15 protein-coding genes are annotated in these 14,221 nt (G+C 66.4%); 9 read left to right on the forward strand and 6 right to left on the reverse strand.

Annotated features, from left to right (window positions below):
• Positions 1-127 (forward strand): SEC-C metal-binding domain-containing protein (locus DM816_RS45995; protein ID WP_170318901.1); only part of this gene is annotated, 127 nt, incomplete at its 5' end.
• 1,036 nt (positions 128-1,163) lie between these two features.
• Here the strand turns inward: DM816_RS45995 and DM816_RS33150 are convergent.
• On the reverse strand, positions 1,164-1,790 hold the full coding sequence (locus DM816_RS33150) for an Rv3235 family protein (RefSeq protein ID WP_117214421.1): 627 nt from the start codon (positions 1,788-1,790) through the stop codon (positions 1,164-1,166).
• 57 nt (positions 1,791-1,847) lie between these two features.
• On the reverse strand, positions 1,848-2,069 hold the full coding sequence (locus DM816_RS33155) for a helix-turn-helix domain-containing protein (protein ID WP_117214422.1): 222 nt from the start codon (positions 2,067-2,069) through the stop codon (positions 1,848-1,850).
• A gap of 70 nt (positions 2,070-2,139) precedes the next feature.
• Here DM816_RS33155 and DM816_RS33160 point away from each other — a divergent pair, with 70 nt between their 5' ends.
• Positions 2,140-2,646: a DUF6912 family protein gene (locus DM816_RS33160; RefSeq protein WP_117214423.1), complete on the forward strand. Its 507-nt coding sequence runs from the start codon at positions 2,140-2,142 to the stop codon at positions 2,644-2,646.
• A gap of 639 nt (positions 2,647-3,285) precedes the next feature.
• Here the strand turns inward: DM816_RS33160 and DM816_RS33165 are convergent.
• Positions 3,286-4,185 (reverse strand): hypothetical protein, encoded by a 900-nt coding sequence (locus DM816_RS33165; protein WP_162908084.1) that lies wholly within the window; start codon positions 4,183-4,185, stop codon positions 3,286-3,288.
• Positions 4,186-4,292: 107 nt separating this feature from the next.
• Between DM816_RS33165 and pruA the strand changes: the two genes are divergently transcribed.
• The 3 genes from pruA to DM816_RS33180 all read left to right on the forward strand — a co-directional run bounded on the left by pruA (position 4,293) and on the right by DM816_RS33180 (position 7,364).
• Positions 4,293-5,927 carry an L-glutamate gamma-semialdehyde dehydrogenase gene (pruA, locus tag DM816_RS33170; protein ID WP_117214425.1) on the forward strand — a complete coding sequence of 545 codons (1,635 nt, stop codon included), beginning with the start codon at positions 4,293-4,295 and terminating at the stop codon, positions 5,925-5,927.
• A complete protein-coding gene (locus tag DM816_RS33175; RefSeq protein ID WP_117214426.1) occupies positions 5,924-6,715 on the forward strand; it encodes a tryptophan 2,3-dioxygenase family protein in 792 nt (263 codons plus the stop codon). Before pruA ends, DM816_RS33175 begins: the two co-directional genes overlap by 4 nt.
• A gap of 157 nt (positions 6,716-6,872) precedes the next feature.
• Positions 6,873-7,364, forward strand: a complete 492-nt coding sequence (locus tag DM816_RS33180) for a PadR family transcriptional regulator (RefSeq protein ID WP_117214427.1) — start codon at positions 6,873-6,875, stop codon at positions 7,362-7,364.
• Positions 7,365-7,369: 5 nt separating this feature from the next.
• Here DM816_RS33180 and DM816_RS33185 read toward each other — a convergent pair whose 3' ends face one another.
• From DM816_RS33185 to DM816_RS33195, 3 genes are all read right to left on the reverse strand, one after another.
• The gene (locus DM816_RS33185; protein WP_162908085.1) at positions 7,370-8,353 is read right to left on the reverse strand and encodes an N-acetylglucosamine kinase; all 984 of its coding nucleotides are present in this window, start codon (positions 8,351-8,353) and stop codon (positions 7,370-7,372) included.
• Positions 8,350-9,543 (reverse strand): 6-phospho-beta-glucosidase, encoded by a 1,194-nt coding sequence (locus tag DM816_RS33190; RefSeq protein WP_117214429.1) that lies wholly within the window; start codon positions 9,541-9,543, stop codon positions 8,350-8,352. The genes DM816_RS33185 and DM816_RS33190 overlap by 4 nt, the downstream gene beginning before the upstream one ends.
• Before the next feature lie 211 nt (positions 9,544-9,754).
• Complete coding sequence (locus DM816_RS33195; protein ID WP_117214430.1) at positions 9,755-10,918, reverse strand: ROK family transcriptional regulator; 1,164 nt, start codon at positions 10,916-10,918, stop codon at positions 9,755-9,757.
• Positions 10,919-11,017: 99 nt separating this feature from the next.
• On the opposite strand from DM816_RS33195, the gene prfB reads away from it, so the two are divergent.
• The 4 genes from prfB to DM816_RS33215 all read left to right on the forward strand — a co-directional run.
• On the forward strand, positions 11,018-12,136 hold the full coding sequence (gene prfB / locus DM816_RS33200) for a peptide chain release factor 2 (protein WP_117214431.1): 1,119 nt from the start codon (positions 11,018-11,020) through the stop codon (positions 12,134-12,136).
• Positions 12,137-12,250: 114 nt separating this feature from the next.
• Entirely contained in the window at positions 12,251-12,931 is a 681-nt protein-coding gene (ftsE, locus tag DM816_RS33205) for a cell division ATP-binding protein FtsE (protein WP_117214432.1), read from the forward strand.
• A 49-nt stretch (positions 12,932-12,980) separates the two neighbouring features.
• Positions 12,981-13,856, forward strand: a complete 876-nt coding sequence (ftsX, locus tag DM816_RS33210; RefSeq protein ID WP_117214433.1) for a permease-like cell division protein FtsX — start codon at positions 12,981-12,983, stop codon at positions 13,854-13,856.
• A 43-nt stretch (positions 13,857-13,899) separates the two neighbouring features.
• A partial coding sequence (locus DM816_RS33215) for a hypothetical protein (RefSeq protein WP_162908086.1) occupies positions 13,900-14,221 on the forward strand: 322 nt, incomplete at its 3' end.

The raw sequence follows: 14,221 nt of genomic DNA on the forward strand, positions 1-14,221 counted from the left end.
CGGCGCCAACCGCGCGGCAGCAGCCCAGCAGCCCGTGGGCACCGTGCCCGCCCCGGCCTCCCGCAATTCGCCCTGCCCGTGCGGCTCGGGCAAGAAATACAAGCGCTGCCACGGCGCGACCGAATAACCGCAACAAGCCTCACCTCCGGCCCCGAGCGCGCCCACCGCGCCCGGGGCCGGATCCGTTTGCCCGCCCGAGCCCGCTTAGCGCGACACTCCCAAATGCCTGACGCCCACCACCCCACCACCGCGCCGTCCGGGAGATGTCCTGCTTCCCGCGAGACAGCTTTTTATCCGCCGCCGCGCAGCGCGGCGTGCTTTGTGCGCGCTGCTGCGCGGCTGGGCCCGCGTTGTGCAGACCGCGCACGTGCGTGCCGGGTGGAGCAGTGTTGTGCCCGGTGCTACTGCGCGCGGGGCAGCCGTTTGCACGCCGCCGCGCGAGAGCGCCTTTGCCCACGCCGCTGCGCGGCCTCGGACCGCGTTGTACATGCCCGCCCCAGGGATAACGCTGGAACGACCACCGCGTCGGTGCTCCGGTTCAATTTCTAGGCACTAGATCCACAATTTCCGCGTACGACTGGCCACGCCCTTGTCGTATGTGGCCCGTGGCCAGTCGCATCCGTAGCCTGTCCGTGTCCAATCACGCCTGCCAGCCACGGACACCGAGTCGTGCGCACCTGCGCTAAGGCGGCGGCCAGCGCGGTCAGCTGCGGACTGATCCTCGCATCAGACTGCCTCAGTGAAGCGCAGACCGCTATTGACGTCGGCTCATTCGTGGATCATTTCTCGGGCCTTGTCATGGATGTGCTTTGTGACGACAAGAGCGATGAGAATATGCGCATCAAATAGGCTGGTGCTCACGCATCCGTCCGGGTGACCGGCGATCGGGCAAGCCGTTCAGCACCACGCTTCCTCTCAATCGCACGCACATTTTCAGTGGTGATAACGGGGCCTGGCTGAATGCCTGGGAGCCCCAGCAGGTCGCTTCGCGTGGCTGCCTTCCCAACATCGCTATCGCTTGAATGCGCGCGATGCATCAAGAAGTCGGTCACCGTCTTGCTCACGGTGCGCGAGCTGTCGCGGAAGTATGACAAGCGGCTGCTGGTGTAGGTCAACAGGCAGGCCAGTCGTCGTGCGCATGGTTAGCCCATAACATCGCCCGATCACGATGCACCCGGCCGCTGCGTTGTCGCCCCTGGCGCTCGGGCGGCCCGGGGTAAGCGTTGTGGGGTGGTGGGCAGCTTTGTGCCAGCGCGCGGGGTGGCGCTGCGGGCGACCGGTGGTGAGGGCATTGCCGTGGGCGGGAGGATCGTTTTGAGGTGCGTGCAGTGCCAGCCGGTGGTGCGCCGTTCGAGCCGGTAACACATGGCCCAGCTGCGCAGCGTGTCGTTGAGGACCGCGGCCACCTCGACGACGCCCGGCCGTGGCTCGCATGCGCGCAGGCCGCGCCGGTGGATGCGGGCATCGGTATGGCGGCGGCGCAGCTCGCTGAGGTGACGGGTGGTTTTGGTCAGCTCGTCAAGCACGGCGAGCGCGTGCTCGACATGCAGCAGGGGCCACATCTGGGCCGGTGAGCGAAACCCGTGGAACAGCTCCAGGCAGAGGTTGAGAAAGCGCAGCGCGGCGGTGTGGGACTCGGCGGATGCGGGCTCGACCGGCGCGGCAGGGAGCGTCGCATGGCGCTGCGGGCGATAGATGTCTGGCGCGAGCTCGTCGTCAAACGGCGGGTCGAGAAGTGGCGCTCGATGGATCTTGAATCTTGCCGGTGGCGCGGCTATCGCAGCGGACATTGGAACGACCTCCCCCAGGACGATCCTTGAGTTTGCTTTTGTTTGGCTCAGTTTGCCTTAGGCGTCGGGGGCAGTCAATGGGTTGTCCTTCACGTACTGCGAGGTCTCTTCATAGAGATAGTCGATGAAAGCCTCCAGTTTGGCCCGCTCCACGCGCCACTGACCCCTTCCGCCGAGCCGGATCGCGGGCAATTCTCCCCGCCGCACGAGCGCGTAGATCTGCGCCACCGAGGTGTTGAGCTCCTCGGCAACCTGTTCCAGAGTGAGAAAGCGCTCCAAACGAACCCTCCACTTGCTTGAGTTTAATTTAGTTTGCCAGAACCGGCTTCGGGCATGCGAGACTAGTCCTATGCCCAACCTGGTGCGGGTCTACCTGCCGGCGACCCTCCCGGTCATCGCCGAGCTACGGAAGGATGCGCAGCTCAGTCAGCCTCCCGGCACCGCGCACGCGGTGACGCCCGCCCTGCGCGAGTGGTATACGGAAGGAGACGAGGAAGAGCTCGAATACGTGGCGTTCAGTCGGGCTGCGCAAGAGGCGCTGCGCCTGCTGCACGCCGACCCTTCGGCGCCGAGGAAGCGCGTGGTCATCTCGGCGGACGTTTCCTCCACTGCAGTCAGTCCAGAGAACCAGGACCTCGGCACCAGCGCGGTGCGTGTCGCCGGTCCTATCGAGCTGACCGCAATCGCATCCATTCACATTGATGATGCCGATGCGGAGGAGGATGTGGCGGCGGCAGCGGAGGCGGTGGACGCGGCGGCCGCAGGCGATCCGGACGCGCAGTTCACGGTGGACTCTGCCGAAGATCACGAACTGCTGTGGTATGCGCCGGAGGAGATCGACGACCTCCTGCGTTAGACGTTAAGCGGCAGTGCCAGTGCGGTGGTGAGCCCGGACCGCGGTCACCGAGTCTTCGTTGGGCGGCGGTGTCGGTGGGGTGGTGAGCCCGGATCGCGGTTACCGAGCCTTCGTTGGGCGGCGGTGTCGGTGGGGTGGTGAGCCCGGGACCGAGACCACCGACCGTCCGGATTGGACATGCCGCTGCTGGCAGTCAGCGTGGCCGAGGGCGGAGACGGCGCTCAACCTGCCCGCGATCCTCGCCGCGGCGGCACCTGACCGTGGCGAGGTCCGAGCCGCCCGCGGCGTCGACGGCCGCGTTGGCCAACGTGGGCTATGGGTGCTCGTGGTGCTGGGCGGCAAGGGCTGCACGCTGGCGTGGCGCCGGAGATGTGCTTGGCTGGCAGTCGGTGGCGCCGCGCTTGGTGGCGGCGTGAGGTATTCGTATTGAGGCTGGCCCCAAGCTGGACCGTGCACTGCCGCTGCCCGTGTTGGGTGGCGATGAGGATGTGCTTGACGGACGCCCGTGGAGCCACGCGATTCACTGCGGGCGATGCCAACTCACGCAACCCGAGCCGCCGCCGGATTGACCATGAAGTTCGTGCGGCGACACGCCGTCGAACATGGACTCATGTTCATGATCGACGCGAAAAAGGGCGGTCAGTTGGGGGTGCGGGGGAGGGTGCGGCCTAGGGCGATGATGGCCGTGATGGCGCCGACGAAGAACAGTACGAGGCCCGTGTTGATGCGGCCCAGTTCCAAGCCCTGCTGGATGTGGCGGTCGCCCGAGGCGTCGGACGCGGCGAGGGTCAGGAGCTTGGCCGTGCCGAGCCGGGTGACGATGTCGCCGACGATCCACAGCAGACCCGGCATGCCGCCCGCGATGAGGTAGGCGGGCCAACGCGAGCCCGACCGGCGCATGGTGAAGAAGGCGACCAGCCCACCGATCAGCCCGATGGTCAGGGCTTGCGCACCGGCGAGAAGGCCGTTGGCCGCTTCCCGCCCGGCCAGTGTGCCGTCGTCGCCGAACAGGCGAAGCAGCCAGTTCGAGTTGAACGCGACGACGAAGAACAAGACCAGCGCCGTGAGCGTGGCCGCGACCCCGCCGCGCACGATGGCCTGCGGCCGGATGGCCGCCAGTGCCCCGCCCAGCGCCCCCGCCAAGCCCAGCACGAGCGCGACGACACCCGCCGCCTCGGCCGGGATGCCACGGATGAGCAGCACCGAGGCGCTTGCCAGCGCTCCCGTGAGTGAACCCGACGCGACCGTCGCGAGGATTCGCCGGTACCCGAGGGAAAAAGAAAATCGTCCCACGACCCACAGCCCGACCGCGGCGCCGGCGCTGATGCCGGCCAGGGTCAGCAGCGGCAGGGCGCTGGAGGCCACGCTGAGCGCCAGGTCACCGCTCTGCAGGCTGAAGCTGAAGTATGCGCGCAGGATGGTCAGGGACGCGATCAGCATGGCGATGCCGCCGAAGGCGAGCCAGCCACCGCCGCCGGAGCCCTTGCCGTCCACGGTCTCCTCGGGCGGCGTTGGCGTGAGGGTCTCTGAACTGGTCACCGGGCGCCTCCTATGCCGGGGTATACCGAGGGGTTTCCTGCCGCACAATACCGCCCGTGCGAGGATGTCTCAGAGAGTGGGAGAACCCCCTTCGAAGGGAGCTTGTGATGGATGCCGTGACGACGGTGCCCGATCCGCGCAACGAGCCGGTGCACACCTACGCACCTGGGACGGCCGAGCGTGCGAGCCTTGAGAAGCGCCTGCGCGAGCTGGCTTCCGAGCGGCTCGAATTGACGATGACCATCGATGGGCAGCAGCGTATGGGCGGCGGCGCGGCGATCGAAGTCGTCCAGCCGCACAGGCACGGGCATGTGCTGGGAGTCACCCACAATGCGACCAACGCCGATGCCGATGCGGCGGTGACGGCCGCGAAGAAGGCGGCTCCGCTTTGGCGTGAAATGTCTTTCGAGAATCGCGCGGCGATCTTCCTGCGTGCTGCCGACCTTCTCTCCGGGCCGTGGCGGGACACGCTCAACGGTGCGACGATGCTGGGCCAGTCGAAGACCGCCTACCAGGCGGAGATCGATGCGGCCTGCGAGCTCATCGACTTCCTTCGCTTCAACGTGTACTTCGCGCACAAGCTGCTCGCCGAGCAACCCCTGTCGTCCCCGGGCATGTGGAACCGGTTCGATCATCGCCCGCTGGAGGGGTTCGTCTATGCGATCACCCCGTTCAATTTTTCGGCCATCGCGGGCAACCTGCCCTCGGCACCCGCTCTCATGGGCAACACGGTCGTGTGGAAGCCGGCCCACACCCAGCAGTTCGCGGCCCATTTCACCATGCGGCTGTTCGAGGAGGCGGGGCTCCCGCCCGGCGTGATCAACATGGTAACCGGCGACGGCCTGGCCGTGTCCGATGTCGCGCTGGCCGACCCCGACCTGGCCGGCATCCACTTCACCGGTTCGACGCGTGTCTTCCAGCACCTCTGGAAAACCGTTGGAAACAATCTTGAGAGGTACCGCTCCTATCCCCGCCTCGTGGGCGAGACCGGCGGCAAGGACTTCGTGATCGCCCACCCGTCGGCCGACCCCACCGCGCTTGCCGTGGCGCTCGTCCGCGGGGCCTTCGAATATCAGGGCCAGAAATGCTCGGCCGCGTCCCGTGCCTACATCCCGCGCTCGCTTTGGGACTCCTCCGTCAAAGACGACCTCGCCGCCCGCGCCGAATCATTGTCCTATGGCGACGTCACCGATTTCACCAACTTCGGCGGCGCGGTGATCGACGCGAAGGCCTTCGCCAAGCACGGGCAGGCCCTCGAAATGATCAAGGCCTCCCCGGCGTGCACCGTGGTCGCGGGCGGCACGTGCGACGACAGCGTCGGCTACTTCGTGCGCCCGACCGTCGTCGAGTGCAGCGACCCAACCCACGAGGTGTTCACGACCGAATATTTCGGACCGATCCTTGCCGTGCACGTGTTCGACGACTCCCAGTTCGAAAGCGTCGTGCGCCAGGCCGAAGGCGTTGCTCCCTATGCCCTCACCGGTGCCGTCTTCGCCCGCGACCGCGAAGCCATCTCGTGGCTGACCCGCGAGCTGCGCTTCGCCGCGGGCAACTTCTACGTCAACGACAAGCCGACCGGTGCGGTCGTGGGCCAGCAGCCGTTTGGGGGTGCCCGCGCCTCGGGTACCAACGATAAGGCCGGATCGTGGCAGAACCTGATCCGCTGGATCTCGCCACGCACGATCAAGGAGACGTTCGTGCCGCCGACGGACCACGCTTATCCGCATCAGGGGGCCATATGAAATTCGACGACGCACGCTTCGGTGAGCATGGCGGGCAACTGACTTACAACAGTTATCTGCGCGTGCCGCAGCTGCTGTCCCAGCAGATCCCCGAGTCGGACCCGCCCGCGCACGACGAGCTGCTGTTCATCACGATTCATCAATCGTATGAACTGTGGTTCAAACTCTTGCTGCACGAACTGTCGGATGCGCGCGACCGCATGTTTGCCGGGGAGACCTACCTTCCGCGCATCCGGCTGGAGCGGTGCCAGTCCATCGAACGGGTGCTGGTGCATCAGGTCGACGTGATCGACACGATGACCCCGCAGGACTTCCTGATCTTCAGGAACAAGCTGGCGCCCGCGTCCGGCTTCCAGTCCGCGCAGTTCCGCGAGATCGAGTTCATCTCCGGGCTGAAGGATCCCACCTATATGGACAGATTCAGAGGCCTGACGGACGTGGAGAAGAGCGCCCTACAGAGAAGGCTCGATGAACCGTCCTTATGGGACGGCTATCTCGTTCTGCTTGATGCGCATGGGTTTGAAACTTCCACATCGGACGATCGGTTCGCCGCGCTCATCACCATCGCGCACGATCGGGAGAAATATGGCGCACTCTGGGACCTCGCCGAGGCGCTCGTCGCGCACGACCAGACGTGGTCGCTGTGGCGGGCCCGGCACGTGCTCATGGCCGAGCGTCAGATCGGCACCAAGACCGGCACGGGCGGCTCGTCCGGGGGTGCCTACCTGCGCGGACGTGTCGAGACGCGGTTCTATCCGGAGCTGTGGGAGCTGCGCTCGCGGCTCTAACAGCCCAATCAATTACGTTCAGCATGTTTGAGGCACGAAACGGACAAAACGGAGACCACGTTAGACAGTCGGTCGTGGACAGTCGGTCGCGAACTGTGCACTGTGGAATGTGCTGAAATCCTGGACAGATGCCATTTAAGGTGGCAGCGTAGACAACATGGCAGAGTCAGATATCAACGCAACAGCGGCGGCCGTGCTCGGTCTGCTGCACGAGGGGCCGATGACCGGCGGTCAGCTGATGGCTGTCGCCGAGCGTCGACTGGGCCCGTTCTGGTCGATGACGCGCTCGCAGGTTTACCGCGAGCTCCCGGTGCTGGCCGACCTTGGCTACGTCAAGGCGGGCAAGCCCGGACAGCGCTCAAGCCAGCCCTACACCATCACCGCGAAGGGCAAGGCGGCCTTCGCACAATGGATGAAGGGCGAGCCGGGGCGCGAGCTCGTGCGCAACCCTTACGCGCTGCGCGTCGCGTTCGGCGGTGCAAACCAGCGCAAGGAGGCGGAGGCCTACCACAACGAGGCGCTCGCCGAGGCGCGCGAGTTGCAAAAGGAAGCCAAGCGGGATGGCGACAAGATGATGCTCGCCAGCCTGGAGTTCGCGAGCAACTATCACAAGGCCGCACTCACCTGGCTGAAGACGGCGGCGAAGTAACCTACTCAACCCGTTGCGAAGGCAGGACTGAAGGCTCGCTCGCGCAACGCGCTGTGTGACCGGGGGGTGGCACCAAGCGCGTCCAACGCGAACAGGCCTGCGCCCAGGACAGGGGGCTGGGTGAGCACGCAGACTTCGGCCACGGGGGAGTGGGCCAGGATCCCCTCCGTGACCGCCTCGTGCAGCAACGGGTGTTGCGCCCGCAACACACCGCCGCCGAGCACGACGGCAAAGCGCGAGTCACGCAGTCCCAGCCGGTTGGCCGCGACGGTGGCGAGCGCGACGATCTCTTTGGCCTGACGGTCAACGACTCGTCGCGCCACGGGATCACCCGCCGCGGCCACCGTGAATAAAAGAGCGCTCAGATCGTCGAGGATGTCCTTGGGGATCGTTCCTAAGTGGACTCCGGCTACGACCTCGGCGATCGTCCGCACTCCACAATGCCCGGCGACAGCACCGGCGAGTGCTGTCGCCGGGCCACGTCCGTCCTCGCCCCGGGCGGCGTGCCACAGCGCGAGCGAGGCGAGGTGCTGCCCGCCGCCCCAGTCGCCCGAGAGCATGCCGAGCGCGGGGAAGCGGGCCGAGCGCCCGTCCGCCGTGCGGCCCACGCAGTTGATGCCCGCGCCGCACACGACGGCCACCGCGTCGGGCTCGTCCGTGCCGGCCCGCAACAGCGCGAACGTGTCGTTGTCGACGTGATAGGCGCGGGCCCAGCCCGTCTCGCTCACGGCCGCGCTCACGGCCTCGACCTCCTCGGGCAGGTCGACACCCGCGAGGTACAGGTCGGCGCGGTCCAGCGGCCCGCTCAGCCCCGCCCCGGTTCGGGCCCGGTCGAACAGCTCGGCGAGCAGGCGCAGCGCCGGCTGCACGCCCAGCGTCTGCGGCGACGATCCCGGCCCGCGCACGGCCGCGAGGACGTTGCCGTCCACGTCGCCGATCAGCACATCGGTCTTGGAGTTTCCACCATCAACCGCTATCCAGTACGTCATCGTGCCCACGCAAGATAGGCGGAGTTGGCGGCCAGCAACCGGTCGGTCAGGCCGTCGGCGAGATCGTGCTGGCCCACGAGCGGGTGCGCGAGCAGTGCCCGGTAGACCCGGTCGCGGCCGCCGCGCAGGGCCGCGTCCAGGGCGAGTTCTTCATATGCCGCAACGGATGCGATGAGACCCGACTGCATCGGGCCCACCGGAGCGCCAGGCAGCGCGGTCGGCCCGTCCGCGCCCACCGCGGCATTGACCTCGATCACCGCCTCGTCCGGCAGGAACGGGAAGTGCCCGTGGTTGCGCAGATTCACGGCGTGGATGGCGTCGTCGTCGGCGAGCAGCGAGGAAATCAGCCCGACCGCGGCTTCGGAATAGAACGCACCGCCGCGCTGCCCCAGCAACGCGGGCTTCTCCGTCAGCGCGCGATCGCTATACATCTCAAGCAGTTGGGCCTCGATCGCGGCCACCTGCTCACCCCGGGTGGGAGAAACCCTTTGTTGCGCAACGACCTTGTCGTGCTCGTAGAAGTACCGCAGATAGTAGGACGGCACACAGCCCAGGCGTCGCACCATCTCCGGATCGTCGAGCCGGTCCACAATGGATGGAAGGCGGTCCATACCGTCCACATAGGCCGCTCGCTCCCACGTGAGATGGTTGAGTCCAATGTGGTCGAGCAGCACCTCGCCAGGCTCGACGCCGAGCAGCGCGGCGAACCGGCGCTGGAAGCCGATGGCCACGTTGCACAGCCCGATCGCGCGGTGACCCGCGTCGAGCAGGGCCCGTGTCACGATGCCCACCGGGTTGGTGAAGTCGATGATCCATGCGTCATTCCCCACCCGCGAAGCCACATCGAGCACGACCGGCACGGTGCGCAGCGCCTTCGCCAGGCCGCCCGCGCCCGTGGTCTCCTGCCCGACACAGCCACACTCCAGCGGGAAGGTCTCGTCGCTGATCCGGGCACCCTGCCCGCCCACACGCAGCTGGATCACCACCACGTCGGCGCCGTCGAGCCCCTCGTCGAGGTCGGTCGTCCAGCTCACCGCGGGCAGCATGCGCTTGGCGAACGGGCCGACGACCGACAGCCGCTCGTGCGAGGGATCGATGAGCACAACCTCGTCCAGCCCGTTGAACCTGCCGAATCCGTCGATCAGTTCGGGCGTGTAGGTGGATCCGCCACCCACGACAGATATCTTCATCGTTTGACCCCGGTGGGGTGACGCCCCGGACCACACCGTGCAGCTGTCGCGATACTCGCCCGGGTACAGCAGCGGGCCGTGATAATCGTTCCACGCGCGGCAGAACTGGGATATGACCGCGACCGCGATTGCGGGCCGCGCTCGAAGCGATCCGGGCCTATCCACTGCGGGAAAATCAGCATGGACCTCTCCCTACAAGTGGTTGAGGGGGTTATGCCGGCGCGAGGGCGTGGCGCAGCGAGTCGATGAGCGAGTCACGCACCGCGCGCAGTCCGGCGTCGAGTGCCCCGAGCAGGACGGCGTCGTCGGTCAGCGCTGTCACCTCGATCGGGGTGCGCAGCGGGGTCGCGCCGTGGAAGGCATCCGCTACCAGGTCGCGCAGCATCGCGCCGCCAGCCTGTGCCACCTCGCCGGCAAGCACGACGAGCGGCGGGTCGAGGATGGCGGAAACCGCCGCGAGAGCCAGCGCGATCCGCTCCGCCAGCTCACGCAAGAAGTGTTGGCCCCGGTCAACCACGGCTTGGGTCACGGCGGCTTCCGGTGTGTCGGCGGTGAAGCCGTGCTGGGCCGCCAGGGCAAGCACGGCGGGGCCGCCGACCAGATCGTGAAGGTCCTTTCCGGACAGTCCAACCGGGACATAACCCAGCTCGCCGGCCGCGCCCGACACCCCGCGCAGAATGGTGCCGCGCAGGTCGATGGCGCAGCCGAGGCCCGCGCCGAACCACAGCAGGGCGAAGCCCTCGGCGCCCCTGGCCACGCCCCGGTGCCGCTCGGCGAACGCCGCCAGGTTGACGTCGTTGTCCGCGCCCACGGTGGTGTCGAGCTCGGAGGCGAGGTCGGAGACCATGCCCGGCCGGCCCCAGCCGGCGACGTCGATGTGCACGATGGTGTCCGTGCCCGGGTCGTATGACCCTGGCACGGCCAGCTGCACGTGCGTCACCGCGCCGCGATCGAGCCCGGCCCGGCCGCAGAGATCGGCCACGGTGTGCGCGACGGCAGCCATCGGATCACTGGCCTTGATGTCGTATTCGTGACGCGCCAGCACGGTACCCGAAAGATTACAAAGAGCGGCCCCGACGGCAGGGTGAGGTGTCTCGGTGATATCGCGCACGCTCAACGCCACGACGTGCGCGGCGGCGGGGTTGACGGCATAAATCTCGGCGTTGGGCCCCGGCCCGCCGCTGGTGTGGCCGACCACCATGGCGAACCCGGCGTCGGTGAGCGTCCGCAGCACGTCGGAGGTGGTCGGCTTGGACAGCCCGGTGAGCTCGCGCAGTTCGGCACGGGTGAGGGTGCCCCGCTCCAGCAGCAGGGCCAGGGTCGCGCTCTCGTTCATCGCCCGAAGCAGTTTGGAGGAGCCCGCAAGCCGGGTCATAGATTGGACCTCCGGATAGATAGGAAATCTGACTTACTATTGTCACTCGATGCCGAGGCTGTCAAGGCCGGACATCCGACACTGCCGTAGTCTTTATGGGTGACCACCGCCGATTACGCCGATCAGATCAAGCAGCTCGACAGCACGCTTCGCTCCGTCGAGAGCGTGCTGGACCTTGCCAAACTTCGCCGGGACAAGGAAGAGCTGGAGATTGCCGCGTCGGCCCCGGACCTCTGGGACGATCAGGCCAAGGCGCAGGAGGTCACCTCCCGGCTGTCCTATGTGAACGGTGAAATCGGCCGTTTGATCGGGCTGCGCAGCCGTTTGGACGACGTCCAGGTGCTGCTGGAGCTCGCCGAGGCGGAAAGCGATCCCGGCTCCTTGGCCGAGGTGGGCACCGAGGTGGTCGCGCTGTCGAAGGCGATCGAGGAGCTCGAGGTGCGCACCCTCCTTTCGGGTGAATACGACTCCCGTGAGGCCGTGGTCGCGATCCGGGCCGGCGCGGGCGGGGTCGACGCGGCCGACTTCGCCGAGATGCTGCTGCGGATGTATCTGCGCTGGGCCGAGCGGCACGGCTACCCGACAGAGGTCTACGACACTTCCTATGCCGAGGAGGCGGGGCTCAAATCGGCCACGTTCGTGGTCAAGGCCCCCTATGCCTACGGCACCCTGAGCGTGGAGGCCGGCACCCACCGGCTGGTGCGGATCAGCCCGTTCGACAACCAGGGCCGGCGCCAGACCAGCTTCGCGGGCGTGGAGGTCATGCCGGTCGTGGAGCAGACCGACCACATCGACATCCCCGAAAACGAGATCCGGGTCGACGTCTATCGTTCGAGCGGGCCGGGCGGGCAGAGCGTCAACACGACCGACTCGGCCGTGCGGATCACGCACATCCCGACCGGAATCGTGGTCACCTGCCAGAACGAGAAGTCCCAGCTGCAAAACAAGGCCTCGGCGATGCGCGTGCTGCAGGCCCGCCTGCTGGAGCGCAAACGGCAGGAGGAGCAGGCCAAGCTCGATGGCCTGAAGACGGACGCGGCCGGCTCGTGGGGCGACCAGATGCGCTCCTATGTATTGCATCCCTACCAGATGGTGAAAGACCTACGGACTGAGTACGAGACGGGCAATCCGAGCTCCGTGTTCGACGGCGACATCGACGAGTTCGTCGAGGCCGGCATCAAATGGCGGAAGCAGCAACAGCAGAAAGTCGCGGCATAATGACCGCGTTGCGGGAAAATCGGGCTAGAACAATGCACCCCATTTTTGGAGCGATTCGGGCATAGGGTCCCTCTTGCGCTTGGCCTTTGTGACAGACCGCGTAGACTCTCGCCCGTGATTCGACTCGACCACGTGACAAAGACCTATCCGAAGGCTGCTCGGCCGTCGTTGGACGACGTGTCGGTGTCGATCGAGAAGGGCGACTTCGTCTTCTTCATCGGTCCGTCGGGTTCAGGCAAGTCCACGATCATCAAACTGCTGCTGCGCGAGATCTCCCCCAACCGGGGCAAGGTCAACGTGAACGGCAAGGAGATCTCATCGATGCGCTCGTGGAAGATTCCTCACTTCCGGCGCTCGATCGGCTGCGTGTTCCAGGACTTCCGCCTGCTGCCCAACAAGACGGCCTATGAGAACGTGGCCTTCGCGCTTGAGGTCATAGGCAAGTCGAAGGCTGTGGCGCGGCGAGTCGTCCCCGAGGTGCTCGAGCTCGTCGGGCTCGGCGGCAAGGAGCACCGCTATCCTCACGAGCTCTCCGGTGGTGAGCAGCAGCGCGTCGCCGTGGCGCGGGCATTCGTCAACCGCCCGCTGATCCTGCTGGCAGACGAGCCCACCGGAAACCTCGACCCTGACACCTCGATTGAGATCATGCGTTTGCTCGACCGGATCAACCGCACCGGGACGACGGTTGTCATGGTGACCCATGACTCCAACATCGTTAACCAGATGCGCCGGCGAGTGATCGAGATCGAAGGCGGCCGGATCGTGCGAGACCAGGCCCGCGGTGTTTACGGCTGAGCCTCTATCCGTCCCGACGATCTGATCCACCTAAGCGGAGGAATCACCGATGCGAGCGAAATACGTCCTGTCCGAGGTCCTGGTAGGACTGTGGCGCAACGTCACGATGACCATCGCCATGATGATCACGATGACCGTGTCGCTGTCGATGCTGGGCGCCAGCCTGTTGATGTACCGGCAGGTGGACAAGATGCGGGCCTACTACTACCAGGAGGTAGAGGTCTCCATCTATCTGAAGGGCGACGTCACGCCGGAGCAGCGCAGCGCGCTCGACGGCAGGCTCCACGCCGACCCTCTCGTCAAAGAGGTGTTCTACGAGGACAAGCAGATGGCGTACGAGAACTTCCAGAAGATGTTCCAGGACGCCAAGGACATGGTGGAGTCGGTCAGCGCCGCCGAGATGCCGGAATCGTTCCGGGTCAAGCTCAATGACCCGAAGCAGTTCACGGCGATCAACCAGCAATACAGGGAAGCCGAGGGCGTGCAGAGCATCGTCGACCAGCAGCAGTTGCTGCAGAAGGTGTTCGATGTGCTGGGCGCGATCCAGAGCCTGTCTTTGATCGTCGCGGCGGTGATGGGCATCGCGGCGCTGCTCCTCGTGGCCAACACGATCCAGGTGGCTGCCTACAGCAAGCGGCGCGAGGTCGCTGTCATGAAGCTGGTGGGCGCGTCGAACTGGTTCATCCAGATGCCGTTCGTACTGGAGGCGGTGTTCGCGGCCGTGCTGGGCTCGCTGCTGGCCGGAGGCTTGCTGATCGTCACCAAGGTGTTCGTGCTGGAGGGATCGCTACAGGCCTTGACCAACCTGTTGACCCCGGTCGACTGGGGTGATGTGTGGCTGATGTTCCCGATCCTGGCCGGTGTGGGCGGCCTGATCAGCGCGATGACGGCCTGGATCACGCTCAGGTTCTATATCCGGGTCTAGGGGTTTTGTCTCTTTTGAGGAGTATGCACGGTAAAGTGCACTTATGCGCCGAACGGGCATACTCCTCATTTTTATCCTGTGGATAACGGGTGCGGGTGTGCCGAGCGACCCGCACGAGGACAAGAAGCGCGTCGATGCGGAGCTGGCACAGACCGGCGCCCTGCTGGAGGCCGTGTCGGGGCAGGTGCAGCAGGCGATCACCCGGCTCGCGGAGATCAATCGCGAGCTCCCGCTGGCGCGGGAGCGGGCCGCCCAGGCGCGCGGGACCGTCGCCGCCGCCGAGACGGCGGTCGTTTCGCGGCAGGCGCAGGCCGGGGTGGCGCGGGCGGAGTGGGAGCGGGCGGCCAAGCGTTACGACGAGGCGG

It is taken from the genome of Allorhizocola rhizosphaerae (assembly GCF_003426775.1).
Lineage (GTDB): Bacteria > Actinomycetota > Actinomycetes > Mycobacteriales > Micromonosporaceae > Allorhizocola > Allorhizocola rhizosphaerae.

Bases quoted from the DNA above. Each gene is read 5' to 3' on its own strand.
- ftsX (WP_117214433.1), top strand. From the start codon at position 12,981: ATGCGAGCGAAATACGTCCTGTCCGAGGTCCTGGTAGGACTGTGGCGC.
- DM816_RS33180 (WP_117214427.1), top strand. From the start codon at position 6,873: ATGGCAGAGTCAGATATCAACGCAACAGCGGCGGCCGTGCTCGGTCTG.
- DM816_RS33150 (WP_117214421.1), bottom strand. From the start codon at position 1,790: ATGTCCGCTGCGATAGCCGCGCCACCGGCAAGATTCAAGATCCATCGA.
- pruA (WP_117214425.1), top strand. From the start codon at position 4,293: ATGGATGCCGTGACGACGGTGCCCGATCCGCGCAACGAGCCGGTGCAC.
- DM816_RS33160 (WP_117214423.1), top strand. From the start codon at position 2,140: ATGCCCAACCTGGTGCGGGTCTACCTGCCGGCGACCCTCCCGGTCATC.
- DM816_RS33195 (WP_117214430.1), bottom strand. From the start codon at position 10,918: ATGACCCGGCTTGCGGGCTCCTCCAAACTGCTTCGGGCGATGAACGAG.
- DM816_RS33185 (WP_162908085.1), bottom strand. From the start codon at position 8,353: ATGACGTACTGGATAGCGGTTGATGGTGGAAACTCCAAGACCGATGTG.
- DM816_RS33190 (WP_117214429.1), bottom strand. From the start codon at position 9,543: ATGAAGATATCTGTCGTGGGTGGCGGATCCACCTACACGCCCGAACTG.
- DM816_RS33175 (WP_117214426.1), top strand. From the start codon at position 5,924: ATGAAATTCGACGACGCACGCTTCGGTGAGCATGGCGGGCAACTGACT.